Source organism: Kosakonia sp. Marseille-Q7440, from assembly GCF_965119485.1.
This window is the reverse complement of record NZ_CBCPLT010000001.1, coordinates 1,504,926-1,525,425: the sequence shown is the minus strand read 5'-3', so window position 1 is coordinate 1,525,425 and position 20,500 is coordinate 1,504,926. Positions and strand designations below refer to the sequence as shown.

Genomic DNA, 20,500 nt, shown 5'->3' with positions numbered 1-20,500 from the left:
CTCCCGAAATCAGGCTTTACGATTCTGTAATGCGATAAAGAGGATCAGCACCGCGCCCCAGAGCGCCATCGTCAGATAGCTGCTGATACCTAATAAATTAAAGCCACTTTCCAGCATCTGCAGCACCACCAGCGCCAGCACCAGCCCAAGCACGCGGCCAAAGCCGCCGTCCGGGTTAATGCCGCCGAGCACCGAGGCCAGAATGGTTACCAGAAGATAGGATTCGCCATACCCCGCTTTCGCGGAGTTAAATTTCGCCATCATCAGAATGGCGGCAACCCAGCCGAGCAGCGCGGAGATGACATACACCGCAATCTGCACGCGCACGGTGTTGACACCGCTATAGCGCGTTGCCTGTTCGTTCGAGCCCACCAGATAGAGGCTGCGCCCGAGCGTGGTGTGCTCCAGCAGCACCCACAGCAATAACGCCACCACTAAAAAGAGCAGCAGCGCCACCGGAATACCAACAATCGTGGCGTTACCGAGGTACTGGATCGCCGCCGGGAAGCCAGAGATCACCGTGCCGTTAGAGAGCAGAATATTGAGCCCGGAGATCAGCGTCATGGTGCCGAGGGTCGCGAGGATCGGCGAGACGCCCACCCAGGCGACTAAGGTGCCATTCAGCACGCCAATCGCCACCGCCGTCAGCAGCCCGGCAAACAGGGCTAACGCCAGAAAGAGTGGATTATCCGGGTGCATCACAATTACCGCCGCCATCACCAGCGAACAGGCGTTAGCCCCGGCGATAATGGAGAGGTTGATGCCGCCGGTAAGCATAGTGATCCCCATTCCGAGCGCCAGCATGCCGAGGATCGGCAGTTGCGATCCGATGGACTGGAAGTTAGCGACGCTGAAAAAGCGCCCGCCGAGCAGGAAAGAGAAGATCAGCGCGACGACGACAATAATCACGCACTGCAAGCGGATGATGGCATCACCGGGCAGGATTCGGACGATGGATTTCATCTTATAGCTCCCTTGCGAGTTTGCGTTTTTCATGCCACGCGGTGGCGCTGATACTGACCAGAATGATCGCGCCGCTAAAGACCGTGTGCCAATAAGAGGAGACGCCAAGCAGCGTTAAGCCGTTTTGCAGGAAGGCGAGCAGGATCACACCGAGCAGCGTACCGATTAAGGTACCGCGCCCGCCGGACATGCTGGTTCCGCCCAGCACCACCGCCGCCAGCACCGTCAACTCATAACCAAACAACGAGTTAGGTGCCACCGACTGGGTGATCTGCGCCTGTACCACCGCCGCAACGCCCGCCAGGATGCCCATATAGCCGTAAACATAAAAGTGCAGCTTCAGCAGGTTCAGCCCAAGACGCGACGCCGCATCGCGGTTGCCGCCCATGGCGTAGATCTGCCGTCCCAGACGGGTGTAGTTCATCAGCACGGCGGTAAAAATAATCGTCGCGCCAAGGCAGATCAGCGGCAGGGTCAGGCCATAGTCATAGCCGTCCGCGCCGGTAAAGGTGAACCAGCTGATGCCGTTCATAAACCAGTCCGGGAAGCCATACAGCCAGGTGCCTTTGGTGGCGTAGACCAGCAGACCGTAAAAGAGGTTCAGGGTGGCAATGGTGATGATGATGGCCGGTACGCGCAGCCAGTAGACCAGAAAGCCGTTGATCAAGCCGAGCAGTAGCCCCACAGCCATCGCTAACGCCAGCGCAAGCACAAAGTTGCCGCCGTGGGCAATCACCCAACTCGCCATCGCGTACTGCGCAATCGCCGTCATCGCCGGGAAGGAGATGTCGATGCCGCCGGAAATCAGCACCACAAACAGCCCACAGGCCAGAATGCCGAGGATGGCATAACTGGTGGCGACATCCGTTAAATTGCCGAGGGTGAAAAACTCATCGGTGCGGATCGTCAGACCGACCGCCAGCGCAACCACCAGCACGCCAAGCCAGAACTCATGTTGCCCAATCAAGCGGGCGAGCGAGTTACGCATTGACCACCTCCGCGATCTCCTCTTCGCTACAGCGGTGCGGATTGAACTCCGCCACCAGTTCACCCCGGCGCATCACCAGCACGCGGTGGCTGTTGTAATAGGCTTCCGGGATTTCATCACAAATCATCAATACTGCCATTCCCTGCTCTGCCAGCTGGCGGGCAATCTGATAGATGCCCTCTTTGTTGGCGATATCGACGCCTACGGTCGGCGAATCGAGGATCAAAATCCGCGGCTGCGTGGCGACCCATTTTGCGATAGCAATACGCTGGGCATTGCCGCCGGAGAGGGTTTTCACCGGCAGTTGCGGGTCGGAGACTTTGATATTCAGGTTACTGATAAGATCCTTTACCAACTGTCCGGCTTTGGCGTGATCGAGCAAGCCGCTGCGGGTATGGAGTTTGTCGAAAACCGTGACAATGGTGTTGTCATAGATCGACTGCTCCATAATCAGCCCCTGAGTTAAACGATCTTCCGAGACATAGCCGATACCGTGGCGAATGGCGTCATGGTTATTACGCATTTTTACCGGCTTATCATTAATGCGGATTTCGCCATCTTCAGGCTTCGTCATGCCAAACAGGCTCATGCAGAGTTCGGTGCGCCCGGAGCCCAGCAGCCCGACAATCGAGACGATCTCGCCGCCGCGCAGCGACAGATTGATATCGCGGTATTTTCCTTTACGGCTTAAGTGGCGCAGCTCCAGCATCGGCGGCTGGTCAACCGGTGGTTTTTCCGGTAGCGGGCTGTAGTGGAAACGCTGCCCGGTCATCAGATAGGCCAGTTCGTGGCTATCGAGTTCGCTGGCGGGCCAGGTGCCGACCAGCTTGCCGTCGCGCATCACGCTGATGCGATCCGCCACTTCCATCACCTCATCGAGGCGGTGGCTGACAAACACGACGCAGATACCGGCGGCTTTCAGTTCATTGACCACGCGCAGTAACCCATTCACTTCCTGACGGGTTAAAGACGCGGTTGGTTCATCCATGATCACCAGCCGGGCTTCGGCGGCAATCGCGCGGCAGATCGCCACCAGTTGGCGGTCGGCGATAGAGAGTTTTTCGACCTTTTTATCCGGGTCGAGGCGCACGCCAATGCGCGCCATCGCGGCCAGCGCCTGTTTGCGCATCGCACCGCGACGCACCCAGACGTCGCCGCCGGGCAGATAGCGATGCAGGGCGATATTTTCCGCCACGCTGAAATTGGGGAATAACGAGAGATCCTGGTAGATCACCTGAATGCCATAATGGGCGGAGAGCTGCGGCGTCAGCTGATGAAAGAGCTTGCCATCCAGCTCAATTCTGCCGCCTTTTTCCGGGTGATAGACACCGGAAATCACTTTGATGATGGTGCTTTTCCCGCAGCCGTTTTGCCCTGCCAGGCAGTGAACTTCGCCTTTTTTGAGGGTTAAATTCACCTTATCCAGCGCCAGCACGCCCGGGAATTGCTTGCTGATATTCTCAAGAGTGATAAATGCGGTGGGGTCGGTCATCGACAATACCTCTGCCAGCGCCCGTGAAGGACGCGAGGATGAAATCTGCGGCGGAAGAGCCGGCCTGAAAGGCCGGCGTTCCGGTTCCCTGGTGTGGCCAGTAAGGCTCAGAAACCGAGTGTTTTAGCGTTTTCTTTTGTCACTTCGAGGATCTTATTAAAGCGGATCACTTTCTTATTCATATCAACATCGGCTTTGCCCAGCCCCTCGATAGAGAGATCGGACGTCACTTCTTTTCCTTGCAGCAGCTGGTCGGCGACGGTCACCAGTGCGTAACCGGCATCACGCGGGTCCCACAGCAGTGCTTTTTTGATGTCGCCGCGCATCAGATAAGGTGCAGCCTGCGCCGGCATCGCGATGCCAACAACCGCCAGTTTATCCTTCGCGCGTTTCTTCTGAACGGCCTGCCCTGCGCCAATCGGCCCAAGCGATCCGAAACCAATTACCCCTTTCAGATCCGGGTAGGTTTTCATCAGGTCAAGGGTGGTGGCATAGGATTTATCAATGCTCTCTGCCACCGGCAAACGCGAGGTGACTTCAAACATATCCGGGTACTTCTCTTTCTGGTATTTGATGGCGTAATCAGCCCAGGCGTTGTGCAGCGGCACGGTCAGCGAGCCGACGTAAATGGCGTAACCGCCCTTACCGCCCATATCTTTTGCCAGCTCATCGACGTTAGCCTGCGCATACTTTTCGCTATCGATGGTTTCAATATCCCACTGGCCGATCTGCTGGTCCGGGGATTCGTGGGTCAGTACCACAATGCCTTTGTCGCGCGCTTTTTTCAGCACTGGCTCCAGCACCTTCGCGTCGTTTGGCACCACGATAATGGCGTTAACGTTTTTCGCGATCAGATCTTCGATCACTTTCACCTGCTGTGCCGGATCGGGTGTGGAAGGCCCGGTCTGGTAAGCATTAACATCCAGTTTTTTTGCCGCTTCGTTGACGCCGGTCTCCATGCGGTTAAACCACGGGATCCCGGTCACTTTGGCAACAACGGCAATCTCATACTTCTGGGCGGCAAAAGCCTGCCCCGAAAGCATGCTGGCAGAAATCATCGCTGCGCTAATCAGGGCGAGTTTGAATTTCATGGTTGTACCTTTCTTAAGGGAAAGTCGCGGTGAGAGATTAACAACGAAGGGAAGAGGCAAAACAGCGAAAATGCCATAAATGTGATGCATGCCCAAAGTTGTTATATTAAAGATAATTTATGGTTAAATTAAAGTTAAAAGAAGAAATGTCTGCCCCTGATTGCGCGCGAGGTTTGTTAAATAAAGAACCAATGACAACTTCTTATTAACATTTAATTAACTAAAACCTTTTTAAGAGGTTTTTATGTGCCCGATTCTGGCGTGTCTAGCACGCAGGAAAATATCAATTTTGTGAGCTGAAACGAATAGAGCAATCCATTCATCAGGTTGGCTGATGGCAAAGTGACATTTTTTAAAGGCTGTGTTAATAAATTTGCTGAATGAATTTGATAAGGAAGGGAAGACAATGAAACGATGCTTGTTGATGCTGAGCGCGCTACTGCTCAGCCAACCCCTCTACGCTGATGAGTGTGATAACGCCTCAACGCAGGGGGAACTCAATAGTTGCACCGCAGCGCAATATCAGACCGCGGACAAAAAGCTTAACCAGACTTATCAGGAGGCGCTGAAGCGTTCGTCGCCGCAGCAGGCTGATTTACTGAAAAAAGCGCAGAAAAGCTGGATAGCCGTACGCGACAACGACTGCGCGTTTGTCAGTTCCGGCTCAGAGGGCGGCAGCGTTCAACCGATGGTGCAAAACCAGTGCCTGGCGGATAAAACCAGTGAACGCGAAGCGTGGCTCGCCTCACTGTTGCAGTGCGAAGAGGGCGACATGAGCTGCCCGCTTCCGCCCGCTCATTAACGCACGCGGATGCCTTCAATAATCATGCGCTGAACGTTGTCGACGGTGCGCTGAAAAAAGGCTTCGTCCTGCAGGGTCGCGCCGGTGACCGCTTCCACCTGGGTGGCGAAATCGGCGTAGTGCTGCGTGGCCGCCCAGATCATAAAGATCAGATGGTGCGGATCGACGGCAGTGAGTTTGCCGCTGGCGATCCAGCCGGCAATGATCGCTGACTTCTCCTCCACCAGCGTTTTCAAATCACCAGTCAGCTCCGCTTTCAGCAGCGGCGCGCCCTGCAACATTTCATGGCAGAAAAGACGGGAGGCCTGCGGATGATCGCGCGATACCTCCAGCTTCAGGCGTATGTACTCTTTGATCGCCGCAAGCGGCTGTAAGTCTGAACGAAATGCTCTGAGCGGGGCCAGCCAGACATCCAGCAGTTGACGCAGCACGGCGACGTAGAGCGCCTCTTTTGACGGGAAATAGTAGAGGAGATTGGTTTTAGAGACACCAGCCTGATCGGCCACCTGCTCCACGCGCGCGCCGTGGAAGCCGAGACGGGAAAAAACTTCCAGCGCCGCGCTGAGAATAGCCTGCCGTTTTTCGCTGACTGCCCGTGTACGTTTACCCACTTCCTTTGCCATACCCACTCCATCACCCTAACCTGGCTGCAGCATAGCAAAGGTCGCCGTCTGGCTCGACCCTCTGAGCAGCTTTATCCGCTGGAAGATTGAAGATGGCGTGGGCGATCGGAGGCGAAAAAAAACCGCCGGGTCTCCCCGGCGGCGGGCATTTTCGATAACCTCCAGGGTTACCGACAGGTCGCGCTAGCTGTTGCCGTTATTGCTCCGGCTACCATGACTGTTTTTGCCCCCTTTTTTACCTGCTTCTGAGGCGCGCTGAGGATCGTTTTTAAAGTTCCCCCCGCTCTGCTGGCCGCCTTTGCGACCTGCTGCTGATGCTCTTTCACGGTCTTCAGCGAAGTTACCTGAACCACCACGATGATTTGCCATCTCTTCACCTCCAGTCGGTGTTAGTGAAATATCAGACATCTTTCTGCATTCAGTAAAAGAGAACTCTTTCACCTCACGACGTTAAAGCTAACCCTTTAACTGCGCCGCGTGAGAATAAGCTTAGTGGAACGCGGCCCATCGGCGAATGTTCATTAACATTTTGCAACAGCTTCGGGGCCGAGCGGCAGAAGTGACTTAAGCGAAACCAATAAATAATTCTTATGTATAGGGAAATTAACAGGGTTAAAAATGTGTCAAAACGTAACAATCAAATCGCGCGGGGAAATAGTCTTAATTATCAGCAATGACGCGTGTCGGTTTGCACTCTCGCTATCACGTCATACCCTTAAGGGGATGCGGCTTATCGCTGCGCAGTGAACGTTTCACGAGGAACAGCCAATAGCGGCACTGGCGCAGTCAGGAACATACAATTTCCTAATCCTGAACTACGCTTGCTCATCATGGGATGATGATTGTTCCCATCGGCAACGCCGCGAAAGAGCTGTCTGATATTTCGCATCTTGCGGCAGCACGCCTTATGGCGCGACAACGATTGCCGGCATGGCAGTCAAACTGAACGGCTAACTTTAACAGGAGGCGCTTATGCCAACTCAGGAAGCAAAAGCTCATCGCGTGGGTGAATGGGCCAGTCTGCGTAATACATCGCCAGAAATCGCCGAAGCGATCTTCGAACTGGCTGATTACGACGAGGTTCTCGCCGAGAAGATTTGGGAAGAAGGCAGCGATGAAGTGTTGATGCGCGCCTTTGAAAAGACTGACAAAGACTCCCTCTTCTGGGGTGAACAGACCATAGAGCGCCAGAACGTCTAGCGCTTCGGCTCCCCCATTTTTTGGGGGAGCGTACCTGCTTTTTACTCCGCGACTTTGCGCATCACTTCACTGAATTTTTCCATCGGACAGAATCCGTTACTGTCGGTCGGGCAGCCTGTTAGCTCCAGCGTGTAACGTTGCACCGGCGAATCAAATCCCATTTTTGCTACGTTACGCATCTGCTCGGCGGTGAAGTAGAGATACTCAATCTTCATCAGATCGCGGTTGCTCTTACCATCATGCCAGCGCTGGAACACCACTTTGCCGCTAATGGGCGTCTGCTCGAACTGTCCGGGCAGTTGCCACGGTTTGGCGTCCAGCGCCGCCAGCAGCGAGGCGATATTGGAGTCATGGCCAACCAGCAACGTCACTTTCGGCGCAGCGGCGGGCTTCTCCACCAGCTGTTGATCGAGGTAATTGAGCAGCGGTTTTGCCACATTGCGCGCCACCTCTGGCGTGGTAAAGAGAATCGACTGATAGCTGTTTTTCAGCTTCTCCAGCAGTTGCCACTGCTTGTCGCTTTTAATTCCGCCAAAGGCAACTTCATCCTGCGGGAAGCCTTCGTAATATTGCAGGGTAAATGCATCCACCAGCGCATTTGCCGTTTTTAGCGGCCCGCTAACGGAGGGCTCCAGCCGGTAATCGGCGCGGAAGGTATCCTTTCCATCACTGAGGGTGCAGGGTTTGTCGCTTTGCGCTTTGCAAGTTGGCGAAGCCGGATAATCGACAATCTGCTCCAGCAGCTTATAGCTCTCAGTCAGATCGACACGCTGGCGGCTAGTCTCCATTGCTTCAACCGCTTTCTGGCGAAAATCGTCGCTATCTTCAGTGATAACCGGGTTAAACAGCGGGTCCATTTCACCCATTTTGCGCTGATGGAAGATCGGCACATCGCAGGCAATAAAGACGTTACTGACAAAGAATTGCGCGGTGTCGTGGGTGCGCGGCAGGCTGTTTGCCCAGGCGAAAAACTGTTTCTTTGTCGGGCACTGTTCGGTAGAGAGCACTTTTTCGTGGGTCATCCACTTACGCATCTGGTGGGCAAAAAAGATCTCCACCAGCGCGCCGCGATCCGTTAACTCCCCGCCCGCCACTTTCCAGGTTGGCCACGGTTTGGCGGTGGCCTGCGCCAGCGCACTGCCGTTATTTGCCAGCGGCGCGCGAATACCGTGGCGGCTGACAATCACCACCTGTTGCAGGCTGTAGCCCTCCGGTGTCGTTTGTTGCGCCATCGCGCTGGGTAATGCCACGGCCGCGGCGATGGCGGCTGACCAGAATAAACGTTTCATCCCTTGTCCTTGTATCTCAAAACGATGAGGCAAGTGTGACACAACCGCGCAGGGAGTGGATGCAGGCAACCCCGCTTTAATCACATCAGCCGCCCTGGATCACAAAAAAAGGAGCCGCGAGCGGCTCCTTGCAACGGTGCAGATCTCAGTAAGGGCTTTGGGTATGGCGCACAATGATCTCGCTGACATCGACGCTGTCCGGCTGCTCAATGGACCACGCAATGGCATCGGCAATCGCCTCTGCGGGTAATGCGATACGGCGAAAACCCTCCATCGACGCTTTTGCACTGGCATCGGTAATATGATCGGTCAGTTCAGAGGCGACCACACCCGGGCTTACTACCGTGACGCGAATGCAGTCGCTCTCCTGGCGCAGCCCATCGGAAATGGCGCGAACAGCAAATTTGCTGGCGCAATAAACGGCAGAGAGCGGAAAGACCGCATGCGCGCCAATAGAAGCCACGTTGATGATCTGCCCTGCCCGCTGCTGCTGCATGGTCGGCAGCACCGCCGCGATGCCGTTCAGTACACCGTGAACGTTGACGTCGATAGTCTGACGCCACTCCTCCATTTTCAACGCCGCCAGCGGTGAGAGCGGCATTACGCCAGCGTTATTGATCAGAACATCGATGCGGCCATATTGCTGCAGCGCAACTTGCGCCATCTGCGCCAGGTCTTCCGCCTGGGTTACGTCAATAGCTAAACAGTCGATACTACCCAGCTCATCACGCAGAGCCTGCAAACGCTCAATGCGGCGCGCGCCAATAACCAGCTGATGACCCGCCTGCACCAGGCGACGTGCAGTCGCTTCACCAATCCCACTGCTTGCGCCAGTGAGCAGAATAATTTTGCGATTACTCATCTCTCTTCTCCTGTATTAAGTGACGCAAGCAGGTTAACCAGCGCGCGACTCGCAAAACAGGCGCATTCTTATCCCATGATTGCCTGTTTCTCTTCACATTGTTCACTTGTTGCGCGTGAATCGGCAGAATGCTTGCTTAAATATCAACACTTGTGAGGAACAATGATGGAGGAGATGGTGGCGCTGCTGCGGGCGCTTGCACCGCAAGAAGGCTGTACACGCTCGGCGCTGGAGAGCGTCTGCTTTATGCGCTCAGACCGCCCGCTGGCGCGCACGCCGGTGGTTTATAAACCCTCTATTGTTATCGTCTGCCAGGGGCAGAAGCGCGGTTATCTGGCGAATCGCGTTTATCACTACGATAAACAGCACTACCTGGTGTTATCGGTGCCGCTCCCCTTCTCGACGGAAACGGACGCCAGCCCTGAGAAGCCGCTACTGGCGCTGACAGTGGATCTTGATATGACGGTGCTCTCTGAATTGATGCTGTCGCTGGATCTTCCGCCCGGTCGCGCAGAGGCGGCACCGGAAGGCATTATGTCAACGCCGCTCGAAGCGGATCTTGCCGATACGGCAGTGCGATTACTGAAAGCGCTCTCGTCAAAGCAGGAGGCGCAGGTGCTGGGGCCGCAGTTAGTGCGGGAGCTCTATTACCGTGTGCTGATGGGCGAACGTGGCGATGCGCTGCGTGCGGCGCTGGTTAATCAGGGGCAGTTTGCAGCGATTGCTAAAGTTTTGCAGCGTATCCATACACACTTTACCGAGCCGCTGCATATTCCGACGCTGGCAAAGGATGCAGGCCTTAGCGTGCCTGCGTTTCATAAACACTTTAAATCCGTCACCAGCACCTCACCGCTGCAGTACATCAAGTCTGTGCGGCTTAACCAGGCGCGCTTGTTGATGATTCGCGATAACGCAACCGCTGCGGGTGCGGCTTTTCACGTCGGCTATGAGAGCCCTTCACAGTTTAACCGCGAGTTTCGCCGCCTGTTTGGCCGCAGCCCACGAGAAGAAGCCAATGAAATGCGAGCCTCTTTCGCGCTCTTTCCTCCTGTGTAATTTACTCTGCGCCTTGCCAGATATGGACACAGTTGCGGCCGCGCTCTTTGGCAATATAGAGCGCTTCATCAGCCCGCTGAATAAAGCGCTCGTAATCGGGGTGTCCATCGAACATGGCAGCTCCTATGGAGAGGGAAATCGGTACCCGCTCACCCTCAGGCGTTTTAACGATGGTTTTTTCGACACGAGAACGGATACGTTCGGCAATTCGATGGGTATCAAACTCGGTCGCTTCAGTTAACAGGATCACAAATTCATCGCCGCCATAACGAAAAACATAATCGCTGCTGCGCACGTTGTCATAAAACGCACTGGAGACTTTACGCAGGATCTCATCCCCCATCGGATGTCCCCAGCTATCATTTATTTGTTTAAATTTATCGACATCAATGATTAATACTGACAGCGGTGTCGAGGCCCTTTGCGCATGGGAAATTTCGCGCTTGAAAATGGTTGGCATAAATCGACGGTTAAGTAACTTCGTTAAGACATCCATACCTACTTCGTGACGGGAAACCTCTTCAAAGAGCTCCCGCAATAATGTGATTATTTGCACCACATTTTTTCTTACGGAAATAAGAAAGCTGACGCGCAGCGCGCGGTTGCTTAATGAGCGGGGTGTCGCCCGGGTAGAGCGAAATATTTCATCAAGCTCTTGCAGAAGACGGGAAATATGGCCAACCTCGGCAATCCCACTAAAATAGTGGCGTCCTTTGTGGTTAAACCATAAACCAAAATCGGACTGGCTGACGGACAGCGTATTGCCTAAATCAGCATCCATAATGATTTTATAAATTAGATCTATCTCCCAGCTGAGTAGCGCCGCGGTTTGCCGCTCTTTCTCCTCTTCTGCATTCTCCATCAGCGAGAAGATACGGTAATTTTCATCCTCTTTTGCTGAGTTATGCTCGCTGAAAGAGAAGGCTCGTGACATCACTTCCATTGCCAGGTCGATGCTGTTTATCGCATGGTGATAGACCTGCAATTTCTCTTCGGCGGTAAACTCACTTTCAATAATCACCGGGTAGAAGAGCTTCTTAAGCACGCGAAAGCCCATCTCGACCAGCTCAACGGAGATTCCAATACGCGCATGCACTTCGGCAACCGTATGCTGCTGCTGAATCAGGTGCTCGATATCATCCGGTGTGCAGGCTAATACTTCTTTTATCCAGCGCTCCAGCGCGGATTTAAGATGTATTTCAACCTGGGCATTAGAGAGAAATTCACGGGCATGGGGATCGGTTAGTACGATGCGGTAGAAGGTTTCACTGAGATCGTGGGCGTGGGTGTAAGCCACTTCAGCAGTGAGACGGCGAATATGCTGATCGGTCTTTTCTAATAGCGTGAGCCATTCGCCCTTCATCGATTTAAGATAAGTTTCCATCATTCAGACCCTTACGGTAGTTAACACATCTTACGTTCAGGATGTTGCAAACAAACGTCCATCGACGCAGATCGACAGGGCCAGAATTAGCGTGGCACCGCCCACATATTCCCTCTTTTAGCGTCCGGGCGGTCCTCGCTCACGATTTACAAATTACATGGTAAAACAGCGTGTTAGAGTTCATTTTAACCATGTAAGAAGGCAATAGTAGAAACGTACCGAAATAGAGTATAGCCCGTTCAATTGCTATCACAACCTGGAATAATAACCTGGGCTGAACGTTAAGATCTTATTTAAGACTATTTAATTACGGCTTCTCGCAGGAGCAATTTACAATCAGAAACACTCTCCCAGGCATTATTCTATATGGTAATTAATCATATGAAGATCTATACAATAAGCGACGATGTATATTTTCAGAACGGAATGATTTCATTGGCTAATGCAAGAGGCTGGACAATCGAAGCGCAACAATTCAATCCGCAATTACTCACCGAACTTACTCTGGACGATGTTGTTATTCTCCACCTCGATAAAAAGAACATGGCTTATGCTAAAGCCATCTCCCCTCTCAATAAAGTGTGCAAGCTGCTCGTTATCTCTGGCACAACGCGCAATATTTTGATCGACGAAGCCGATATTGTGCTTAAAGCTCAGGACTCGCTAAATGAGATTAGCCACGCGATTAAAAAACTCGCCAAACTCAGGAAAGAGGCCACGCATAAAGAAAATGTCCTCAGCGATATTGAAAGGATCGTGTTGAATGAATCGCTAAAGGGAAAAAACATTCACCTTATTGCCAAGCTGCTCTCTATTTCACCAAAACGGGTCTATGCCTACCGAAATAAAGCATGCAAAAAGATGGGCGGAAAAAAGATCAGCGATCTTCTGCTGATCAAAGATAATTTACTGGAGCATGCCCACCTTTCATCCCCTACTCTCTCTCCTTAAACTGGCAATGTCCGTCTGCAGTGTGTAACCACTACAGACGGACATGCACTACCAGAGCTGCGACTGCTTGTTGATCTCATCCCAGCGAAAACACATATCACACGCCATCAGAAAATCGTTGTGCCACAGCCTGTAAATATGCAGGAAGATAAACGCGAGGCACGGCAATAAACACAGCAGAAAATAGGCTTCGAAGAGGATAGCCAGGCCCGAGAAATCGAGTAATAAGCTGGTCAGGGCGATCCAGAGCACTTCAATCAACAGTAAGCCCAGGATCCGCAGCCAGAAAGGCGTACCCGTATTGGTGAACCGCGGTAACGGGCTGGCGAAATAGAAGTCAATTTCGCGCATAAAGAGGCGTCCGAGAAAGATATAGCGCCTCGATAGCCGTACAAAAAGCAGATTCATCGCCAGCACAATCCCGCAGAGCACCAGCATCGCGACCATGAGCGGCGCAAAGAACAGCCCCTGTTCGAGGGAGAATTCAGGCTGCTTTTTAAGCGGCACAATGGTTAACAGGCTTACGCTCAGGCTAATCATCAGGTAGCGGGCAACATAACGGTGAAGATGCTTAAATCGCAGCGTTTCATTCACCTCTTGCCCGATCAGCTTGATATAAGTGCTGCGGATAAAACGAAACACAACATAGAGAAAGAGCGGCGATAGCGCAGCCAGCAGAGGCAGCACCTGCTCTGGCGTAAAAAATAAAAGCGCCGCCTGCGTGATAAGCCAAAAGAGCGCTCCGCTCAGCAGGCTGGCGATCGCCGGTCGCGACAGCGCCCTTTCCAGTCGCCCCGCTTTTTTGCCAATGAAGAAGGAGAGATCGATATTTTTAATCACGCATTTATACGTCCAGTAGGCTTGTAGTTCCCAGATAAAATGAAACATCACCAGCCCAAGGATCGCACTGATCATCAGCGTATCCTGTGATGTCAGATTAAACGCCGCGTTTTTCCAGTATAGCCCCAGCAGCAGATAGATAATGATGCAGAGCAGCGGCAGGATTTTTTTGTCCTGGTGGCGAATAAAAGTCAGGTAATCAGGTATCACGAGGGCGTCCTCACGCTGATAAAAGCGTTTTACAGTGCCGGGACATCGCGGGCGTAAAACCGATAAAGTCAGTGAGCATCTGTGCGAGGTAAGCTTTATTGCTGATCTCAACAAACTGCACGCCCGGCTTATGAATAAGCCATCCCTCAATTGCGTCACGCCATTTAACGGTGTGAGTCAAATGGAGCGCGAGATTTTCTTTGATCTGCTCAGGATCATACTCTGCCTTGCCGGAAACATTCATTACCACCGTATGGCGCGGTGGCGTAACGTCTACCCCGGCGAGATAGTCCCGCATCAAGGCAACGCCCGCTGTCATCAAACGCGTATGCCACGCGCCGCTAACGCCGAGTTTGACCGATTCGAATCCGTTCTCCAGCAACAGACGAGAAAAATCACGTAGCGGCGCGCTAGCCCCGCCAATGACCTGCTGCTTTGGGCTGTTATCACAGCTGATATCAACAATTATCCCGGCATGGTCGATCAGTTCGCGCAGGCGCAGAACATCAATACCTTTCACCGCCGCCATCTCGCCTTTATGCAGACGGCTAATGTCATGCATAACCTTCGCGCGAAAGTGGATCGCCTCAAACAGACTCTCCAGGGAGAGCGCACCTGCGGCATACAGGGCGCTATATTCACCGACGCTATGCCCGCAGGAACCCACTATCGTACAGGGATCCATTTTTGGCTGGCAGAGGGTATAAAGCGAGACATTAATGGCCGTCACCGCCAGCTGCTGCACCGTAGTCTGAATTAGCCGGTTCATCGGGCCTTTCAGGCACAGGCGACGAACATCAATCCCCGATACATCGCTGGCGCAATCCCAAATATGTCTGGTTGCCGAAGTGAGATCCCATAAGTCAGCACCCATGCCGATTGCCGGATTTCCCTGCCCGGCGAACAGTAATACGAGCGGTTTTTCTGTTTTGTATTCACTCATCTTTCATGTCCTTATAAGAGATAGTTAAGCCCCAGATAAAATCCGACGGTTTTGCCAAAAAAAGCGAATTCCGTATCCTGCTTACCGAGCCCGGCCCAGCCGCTAGCATAGAGATTAAGACTGTCGTCAAAGGCCGCTACAGGCGTCGAAACGTGTATACCAAGCAGAGAGCTGTTATCACGCATATTCATCGTGATATAGGGCTGGAGCGCTACGTCCTTCTCGCTGCGAAAACTGCCATAAGCGCTCAAATAGTGTTTTCCCTGCAACTCTCCTCTGTTGGCGGCATTCCCTATTTCCGCTCCCATCAGATATTTGTATGCATCAAAGATCTGATCTAATAACGCCGACTGCGATGCTCTGTTCAGATAACGTGAAAACTCCACCTGCTGTTGCCATTCATTCTCTGAATAGCCTTCACTCTGGAAGTAGTATTCAAGCCCCAGCACAGCGAAGTCGCGGGTGGTGTATTGCGCGCCTAACGCCACTTCAACTCCCGCCTTGCGCTCTGCGCGATAAAGCGAAGAGGGAAATTGATAATCAACGACCTCTGCGGCACGTTCAGGCGAAAAATGGCGCCATTGCTGAGCGTTGTGCAACGCCACCTCGCCGTTAAAAGTGAGCGCTGGTGTGTAACTGAAGCTGTCCGAGAGCGCGAGAGAGCGCTTGTCGCCCAGCAACAGGCTAATAGCAGGCGTGTGGTTCGCCAGGCGATAGTCGGTATAACTTAAGAGATACCGCGCCTGAGCGTTGCCGCGCCGGTTTGCTGACCAGTGGCTGGATGTTTCATACCGCTGGTTAATGGTTGCCAACTGAGGCGCAACCGTAAATGCGAGGCTGTAGTCGCGTTGGTTATCAACTAACCGCGCCCCCCATGACGATTCGCTATAGTTCGACCGCATAGCGGGATCGTAAATACGGGTGCTTTTAAAGCCTGCGTAATAGTTGCTCATCAGGGCTGCGGGCGATTTGAGAAAAAAGAGCCCCGGCGTTGCCGTTAACTTCCCGGCTTCCAGGCGAAGCCGGTCTGAGAGGGTGTAATTGAGTTGTAACCTGTTGAGCAGCACACGCGATCGCTGCTGATCCTCTTCAAAAGAGCCGGGCAGATGCCATGCATAATAAACAAGGCCATAGAGGGAAAAATCAATATCCAGACGGTTTTCAATGACCGCACACTTGCTGCTGAATTTTATCCCGGCATCCTGAAAAGCATTTGTCGGTGTATAAGCTCTTTCTCCGGCGGTGCTCCACGGCGAAGCGGTTCGCTTTATATAAGAGGTTTGCAGCATCAGCGCGGTTTCGCTATTTGCGGCCACCTCATCGCCTGAGAGACAGGACGCCTGTGAGAAAGAGGTAAGTAATGACAAAGGAATAAGCAGAGTATTAATGAGCGTTTTCACCTGACACCCCGCTGGATAGCTTCCCTGGTAAAGTAAAATTCGGGCAAAGACTCAAGTCTGACATCGCTATATTCCATAACGGTAAATCCCTTGTGGTGGCGTGCATCATGCACAATGATTTTCATTGGCCGCGCTTCTCCGAGCACGGTCTGGTAATCCAGATAACTCACCTCCTTAAGTAATTTCTCATCCTGTGAATAAAAGGAGGCGGTATAAGGACGAAAGCTCTCTTTCTCGACCAGATAGATAATTTTGGGATAGGTTGTCGCGGCGGTTTTCCGTTCAAGGGAGAGTCGATAACAGAGACGCTTTCCACAAGCCGTTTCGCCAGTGAGTTGAGCGTTATAGGCGTAATCGAAATTGGTGACAATGACATCGCTATTCGCGATCTGCCCGACTAAGCGCTGCTCAGGCGAAACAGGCATTGGACGACGTAACTCCGGGGAGTAAAACCATAAGTCATACCAATCCGAGAGCATAATTTTGCCTTTATCTCTGGCAGGATAGATAAAACGCACAAGGGATCTTGCATCCGCAGGCTGGCCATTTTCGGGCTTCATAAAGCGCATCGACACATCGAAAATCTGTGTATTGACCGCCTCAGCGGCCTTTTCTTTATATTCACGCACCGTGACGGTATAGCGAAACGGTTGATTTGGGGAGCGTATTTCGTCAGCCCGGCGGATAATGTCCTGCGCCGGCGTCGCATTGCAGACCGCAGGGATTATCGCCAGCGCGATAAAACATAGAGAGAAAATATTCATCAGCTGTCCTGTTTTATGAAAATTTAAAAGCATCGGCCAGGTTCAGTTTCGCTGCGCGTAATGAAGGACGCAGGGAAGCGAAAGTCGCGGTAATAACCGGTAAGAAAAAGGTAAACCAGACCGTATCCACATCCGTGGTTTTAATAAATGCGGTATACCCCTGCGACTGTCCCGGTGAGGGCGGCATCGCAATACCTTTCACATTAATAAGCCAGGCAAGGGCAAACCCTATCGCCAGACTTCCTGCTGCGCCAATAATGCCAATAAATATCCCTTCAAGAATAAATAGCCGCGTAACATGCCATGGCCTTAGCCCGATAGCGCGTAAGGTGGTAATTTCCCGGGTACGCTCAACGATATTCATGGTAAGGGAGTTACCGATCATAAAAATAACAACTACTGCAACAAGAAGTTTAATAAAGAAGTAAATGCCAGAGAGAAGTTCTTCGACCTGCTGATAAAATGGCGAGACGCTATTCCACTCTTTTACGATCAACGGTAAATGATGTTGGGCAATAAAATGCCGAAGTTTAACCGCAAAGCCTGAGACGTTTTCTGTATTGAGCAGAATCAAAACCTTACTGACGCCCTCAGTTCCCATCAGGCGCTGTGCTGTCGTTAACGGCATCTTTATTGCCGTATCATCGTAGTCTTTAATGCCGGAGGTAAAAACACCTCGTACTTTTAAAGAGATAGCCCCCTGGCCTCCCTGGGCATTCACCACCATAATATCCAGCCAGTCGCCATACGCGGCGTTAAGGGTTTTGGCCAGACCGCTTCCAGCGGTCACTTCGTCCGTTTTTACACGTGACAAATCGCTACCGCTGATCAAATTATCGAATGAGCCAAGCTTTAATGCGGCTAAAGGTTCGACGCCAAGACCGGAGAAGTAACTGGTGGTTTCGTTTTCATATTGTGAGGCCACGCCAGTAAACTCAAGTTGGCCTGAAATCGTCGAAATATCAGCCGATAACTCTGGCTGGGCAAGAATGGTTTGCTTTAACGCAGCATAATTCTCAATTAAGCTCTGGCTCCTCTTTGCACTCTCAAAATAGGCCGGATTATAAATTTGCACATGACCAATATTGGTACGAATGGTTTGCTCTTTCAAAATCCAGAAGGAGTACTGAATAAAACCGCCATAAAGAAAAATGGCGACACCGCCAAGCATTATTGCGGCCAGTGTCGATAAGGTACGCCGCCGATGGCGAAAAATATTTAATAAAGCAAACTGCGCATCTTTGAAGCGGAAGAGTAAACAAAAAACAATAAAAAGCAGGACAGAGCTCATCGCCAGATTAATAAATAACATGGTGTATTCCTTTACTTCTCTTTCAATAGTGGCATAACGACCTGCGTCAATTCCTGCAGATCCCACTCTGGTGCGGTGCCAGACGCTAAGAGAGTATATTTCTCCACGCGCGTTCCCAATTTCCTTAAATCGTTTAACAGAATCGCGGCATCGTGCGTTCGCCCGCAATCAATGAGCGCGCGGTAGCGCATATAACGAATGGGGATGAGCATATTCTCATCAAATAAGTCTGTTGCATTCACCAGGCGTTCGGTGTCATGCAGAGCGATGATGCACCGGCCGTTTTTTGCAGGTAAGTAAGCATCAATACGCGCACGTAAATAGTGCAATCGCAGATTATCGTCGTTTGACTCCACTGCTTCATCGAGAAAGAAAAACCCGGTTTTTGCATACTCTGCGGCGTGGATAAAGTCATTTATCGCAGCATAGTGTTTTGCCTGTTGTAGTACGCCGTAGGCGTAAAAGATCAGCGAGGCGACATGGTGTTCGCGGCGATATTCATTCCATAATGCGGAGGTGGTTTCGGCCAACGCCTGCTCCTGTGCAGGAAAACCCTGCGCTATTATCTTCTCAACTTCAGACGCTGGGGCGGCAAATGCCGCGTTCACCACCAGCGATAAGCCGATTATTACTCCGTTAAGTCCATCGCGTTTACCGGGCCGAATCATAAGTTAATTCTCCATCCGTGATTTCAATAACCCGCTTTGCCCGATCCTTGAGCTGGGTGGAATGCGTGGAAACAATAAAGGTGGTTTGTGTTTGCTGATTAATGTTTAACAGCAAATCCATGATCGCCTCGCCGGTGGCTAAATCCAGATTGCCCGTCGGTTCATCGGCGACAACAACGCCAGGCTGATGCGCAAGCGCGCGGGCAATCGCCACACGTTGCTGCTGACCACCGGATAATTGACCGGGTTTTCGACGTGCAAGCTGCGCGAGGCCGACGCTGTCGAGCGCATGTAGTGCACGCGCTTTCGCCTCTTTTCTATCGCAATAGCCGTTGAGAACCAGCGGATAAAAAATATTATCCAGCACGTTCAGTACCGGGATCAGATTGAAGAACTGGAAGATAAAGCCGAGATGTTGACCACGAATCGCGGCCATCTCCTTTTCAGGAAGGCCGTTGAGCAGATGATTTAAAAAAATAACCTGTCCTGCGCTCGGTTGATCAATCCCCGAGAGGATATTAAGCAGCGTACTTTTGCCACTGCCGGAAGGGCCGCACAGCGCGATAAATTCCCCTTTCGCAATCTCGAGGCTCACGCTTTTCAATGCGCTAACCTGGCTTTCACCTGTGCCAAATTGTTTTGAGATATCGCTGAGAACAATGGCAGGTAGAGCTTTTACGCTGTTTTTCATGCGCCTTCCTTTTCCATTTCGAGCCAGCTGTCGAACCAGGCGCTACCACCGAAGCTGTCCTTTACGATAGTGCGTATTTTTGTCCCGCGAGGCGCATTTTGTTGCAGGAACTCCCAGCTCAGAGCGGGGGTTAAACAGCCGCTGGCACCAAAAATCGCGCTGAGATCAATGACGTTTACCCCCTGTTCAGGCGCCCTGGGATTCGTCATCGGTCCGGCCTGCGCAAACAGATCGATATCGCTCGCATTCTCGTAGAGTTCACGCTGAGTTTGTGCGCCATCCTGCCAGCTATGGTAATTTCCGCAGCGAATTTTGATGCCACCTGCGCGACGGCTAAAAATAAAGCAGCCGGCACGCTCAACGCAGAGGTGAATGCCGCTTTTTTGCTGCGCCCTTTTATTTCCGCCCTCACCCGTTAATGTTGCCTCGGAGAAGACCAGCAGCGGTATCGCACGCCAGGCCGCGCAGACCACCACAAAATCAAACATATTCCAGCGAAGATAATCCTGCGCCCAGCGCATCGCGGCGATCAGCGATAATTTCTCGCCGCGCATTTTGCAACTAACATCTTTGATGGCGAATTTCTTCAGGAGATTTTTCGGCAGGGTATCGATGGTGGAGGTGTGCAATGCGCTGCTTATATTTTCAAAAATTGCACTCTCGCCCCACGCATCAACGTAGATAAACGCGGTACGTGATTTTAATAACAGCATCCGCTCTTTTGCGCCCAGGCTCTGTAATGCACTTTCCGCTGCCTGCTCAAGCGCTTCGATATAGTGGATATAGTCCGGTTTACGCACCATTTCTCGTGCATAGACCGCTTTGCTGGTACCGAAGCGTTTAAAACCCCAGCCACGCTTAGCCGTTGCTTTTAAAGACTGGTTGTAGAGATGGGATTCCCAGACGTTCAACCACCCGGGAGAGTAAATATAGAAATCATCTCCGGCTCGGTCATCGTAAAGGCATTGAGA

At 52.2% G+C, this 20,500-nt stretch carries 21 protein-coding genes and 1 pseudogene; 5 read left to right on the top strand and 17 right to left on the bottom strand.

The genetic code is table 11. The features are described from left to right. Nucleotides 1-9 precede the first annotated feature (9 nt). The 4 genes from ACWPW2_RS06915 to ACWPW2_RS06900 form a co-directional block, all read right to left on the bottom strand. Complete coding sequence (locus ACWPW2_RS06915) at nucleotides 10-963, bottom strand: ABC transporter permease (protein ID WP_023481569.1); 954 nt, start codon at nucleotides 961-963, stop codon at nucleotides 10-12. A gap of 1 nt (nucleotide 964) precedes the next feature. Then, the gene (locus ACWPW2_RS06910; RefSeq protein ID WP_023481635.1) at nucleotides 965-1,951 is read right to left on the bottom strand and encodes an ABC transporter permease; all 987 of its coding nucleotides are present in this window, start codon (nucleotides 1,949-1,951) and stop codon (nucleotides 965-967) included. Continuing rightward, a complete protein-coding gene (locus ACWPW2_RS06905; RefSeq protein WP_454122035.1) occupies nucleotides 1,944-3,443 on the bottom strand; it encodes a sugar ABC transporter ATP-binding protein in 1,500 nt (499 codons plus the stop codon). Before ACWPW2_RS06905 ends, ACWPW2_RS06910 begins: the two co-directional genes overlap by 8 nt. 107 nt (nucleotides 3,444-3,550) lie before the next feature. Then, complete coding sequence (locus ACWPW2_RS06900; RefSeq protein ID WP_023481662.1) at nucleotides 3,551-4,534, bottom strand: autoinducer 2 ABC transporter substrate-binding protein; 984 nt, start codon at nucleotides 4,532-4,534, stop codon at nucleotides 3,551-3,553. Nucleotides 4,535-4,940: 406 nt separating this feature from the next. Between ACWPW2_RS06900 and ACWPW2_RS06895 the strand changes: the two genes are divergently transcribed. Continuing rightward, the gene (locus ACWPW2_RS06895; RefSeq protein ID WP_454122032.1) at nucleotides 4,941-5,336 is read left to right on the top strand and encodes a lysozyme inhibitor LprI family protein; all 396 of its coding nucleotides are present in this window, start codon (nucleotides 4,941-4,943) and stop codon (nucleotides 5,334-5,336) included. Here ACWPW2_RS06895 and rutR read toward each other — a convergent pair. Next, nucleotides 5,333-5,959: an HTH-type transcriptional regulator RutR gene (rutR, locus tag ACWPW2_RS06890; protein WP_023481850.1), complete on the bottom strand. Its 627-nt coding sequence runs from the start codon at nucleotides 5,957-5,959 to the stop codon at nucleotides 5,333-5,335. The two genes, ACWPW2_RS06895 and rutR, sit on opposite strands and share 4 nt — an antisense overlap. A 183-nt stretch (nucleotides 5,960-6,142) precedes the next feature. Next, nucleotides 6,143-6,328 (bottom strand): con-10 family general stress protein, encoded by a 186-nt coding sequence (locus tag ACWPW2_RS06885; protein ID WP_023481335.1) that lies wholly within the window; start codon nucleotides 6,326-6,328, stop codon nucleotides 6,143-6,145. A gap of 445 nt (nucleotides 6,329-6,773) precedes the next feature. Between ACWPW2_RS06885 and ACWPW2_RS06880 the strand changes: the two are divergent. Beyond that, nucleotides 6,774-6,889: pseudogene (locus ACWPW2_RS06880) on the top strand (NAD(P)H:quinone oxidoreductase); the annotation flags it as partial. Nucleotides 6,890-6,931: 42 nt separating this feature from the next. Continuing rightward, nucleotides 6,932-7,159 (top strand): YccJ family protein, encoded by a 228-nt coding sequence (locus ACWPW2_RS06875; protein WP_023481800.1) that lies wholly within the window; start codon nucleotides 6,932-6,934, stop codon nucleotides 7,157-7,159. A gap of 41 nt (nucleotides 7,160-7,200) precedes the next feature. Here the strand turns inward: ACWPW2_RS06875 and agp are convergent, their stop codons facing one another. Then, complete coding sequence (agp, locus tag ACWPW2_RS06870; RefSeq protein ID WP_454122029.1) at nucleotides 7,201-8,448, bottom strand: bifunctional glucose-1-phosphatase/inositol phosphatase; 1,248 nt, start codon at nucleotides 8,446-8,448, stop codon at nucleotides 7,201-7,203. A gap of 145 nt (nucleotides 8,449-8,593) precedes the next feature. Beyond that, complete coding sequence (locus ACWPW2_RS06865; protein ID WP_454122027.1) at nucleotides 8,594-9,310, bottom strand: SDR family oxidoreductase; 717 nt, start codon at nucleotides 9,308-9,310, stop codon at nucleotides 8,594-8,596. Nucleotides 9,311-9,472: 162 nt separating this feature from the next. On the opposite strand from ACWPW2_RS06865, the gene ACWPW2_RS06860 reads away from it, so the two are divergent. Continuing rightward, complete coding sequence (locus ACWPW2_RS06860; RefSeq protein WP_454122025.1) at nucleotides 9,473-10,366, top strand: AraC family transcriptional regulator; 894 nt, start codon at nucleotides 9,473-9,475, stop codon at nucleotides 10,364-10,366. A gap of 1 nt (nucleotide 10,367) precedes the next feature. Here ACWPW2_RS06860 and ACWPW2_RS06855 read toward each other — a convergent pair whose 3' ends face one another. Then, nucleotides 10,368-11,750: a diguanylate cyclase gene (locus tag ACWPW2_RS06855; protein ID WP_454123599.1), complete on the bottom strand. Its 1,383-nt coding sequence runs from the start codon at nucleotides 11,748-11,750 to the stop codon at nucleotides 10,368-10,370. A gap of 381 nt (nucleotides 11,751-12,131) precedes the next feature. On the opposite strand from ACWPW2_RS06855, the gene ACWPW2_RS06850 reads away from it, so the two are divergent. Beyond that, nucleotides 12,132-12,701: a helix-turn-helix transcriptional regulator gene (locus ACWPW2_RS06850; RefSeq protein WP_080263019.1), complete on the top strand. Its 570-nt coding sequence runs from the start codon at nucleotides 12,132-12,134 to the stop codon at nucleotides 12,699-12,701. Between the two features lie 48 nt (nucleotides 12,702-12,749). Here the strand turns inward: ACWPW2_RS06850 and ACWPW2_RS06845 are convergent, their stop codons facing one another. From ACWPW2_RS06845 to ACWPW2_RS06810, 8 genes are read right to left on the bottom strand one after another with little or no spacing between them, the layout of a single operon-like run. Beyond that, a complete protein-coding gene (locus ACWPW2_RS06845) occupies nucleotides 12,750-13,751 on the bottom strand; it encodes a hypothetical protein (RefSeq protein WP_454122022.1) in 1,002 nt (333 codons plus the stop codon). Nucleotides 13,752-13,761: 10 nt separating this feature from the next. After that, entirely contained in the window at nucleotides 13,762-14,694 is a 933-nt protein-coding gene (locus tag ACWPW2_RS06840) for an ACP S-malonyltransferase (RefSeq protein ID WP_454122020.1), read from the bottom strand. Nucleotides 14,695-14,705: 11 nt separating this feature from the next. Continuing rightward, nucleotides 14,706-16,094: a hypothetical protein gene (locus tag ACWPW2_RS06835; RefSeq protein ID WP_454122018.1), complete on the bottom strand. Its 1,389-nt coding sequence runs from the start codon at nucleotides 16,092-16,094 to the stop codon at nucleotides 14,706-14,708. After that, nucleotides 16,091-16,858: an outer membrane lipoprotein-sorting protein gene (locus ACWPW2_RS06830; protein ID WP_454122016.1), complete on the bottom strand. Its 768-nt coding sequence runs from the start codon at nucleotides 16,856-16,858 to the stop codon at nucleotides 16,091-16,093. Before ACWPW2_RS06830 ends, ACWPW2_RS06835 begins: the two co-directional genes overlap by 4 nt. A gap of 13 nt (nucleotides 16,859-16,871) precedes the next feature. Continuing rightward, complete coding sequence (locus ACWPW2_RS06825; protein WP_454122014.1) at nucleotides 16,872-18,170, bottom strand: ABC transporter permease; 1,299 nt, start codon at nucleotides 18,168-18,170, stop codon at nucleotides 16,872-16,874. 11 nt (nucleotides 18,171-18,181) lie between these two features. Beyond that, nucleotides 18,182-18,838: a hypothetical protein gene (locus ACWPW2_RS06820; protein ID WP_454122012.1), complete on the bottom strand. Its 657-nt coding sequence runs from the start codon at nucleotides 18,836-18,838 to the stop codon at nucleotides 18,182-18,184. Next, a complete protein-coding gene (locus ACWPW2_RS06815; RefSeq protein ID WP_279791888.1) occupies nucleotides 18,822-19,529 on the bottom strand; it encodes an ABC transporter ATP-binding protein in 708 nt (235 codons plus the stop codon). Before ACWPW2_RS06815 ends, ACWPW2_RS06820 begins: the two co-directional genes overlap by 17 nt. Then, the gene (locus ACWPW2_RS06810) at nucleotides 19,526-20,440 is read right to left on the bottom strand and encodes an ATP-binding protein (RefSeq protein WP_454122009.1); all 915 of its coding nucleotides are present in this window, start codon (nucleotides 20,438-20,440) and stop codon (nucleotides 19,526-19,528) included. The genes ACWPW2_RS06815 and ACWPW2_RS06810 overlap by 4 nt, the downstream gene beginning before the upstream one ends. Nucleotides 20,441-20,500: the final 60 nt, after the last annotated feature.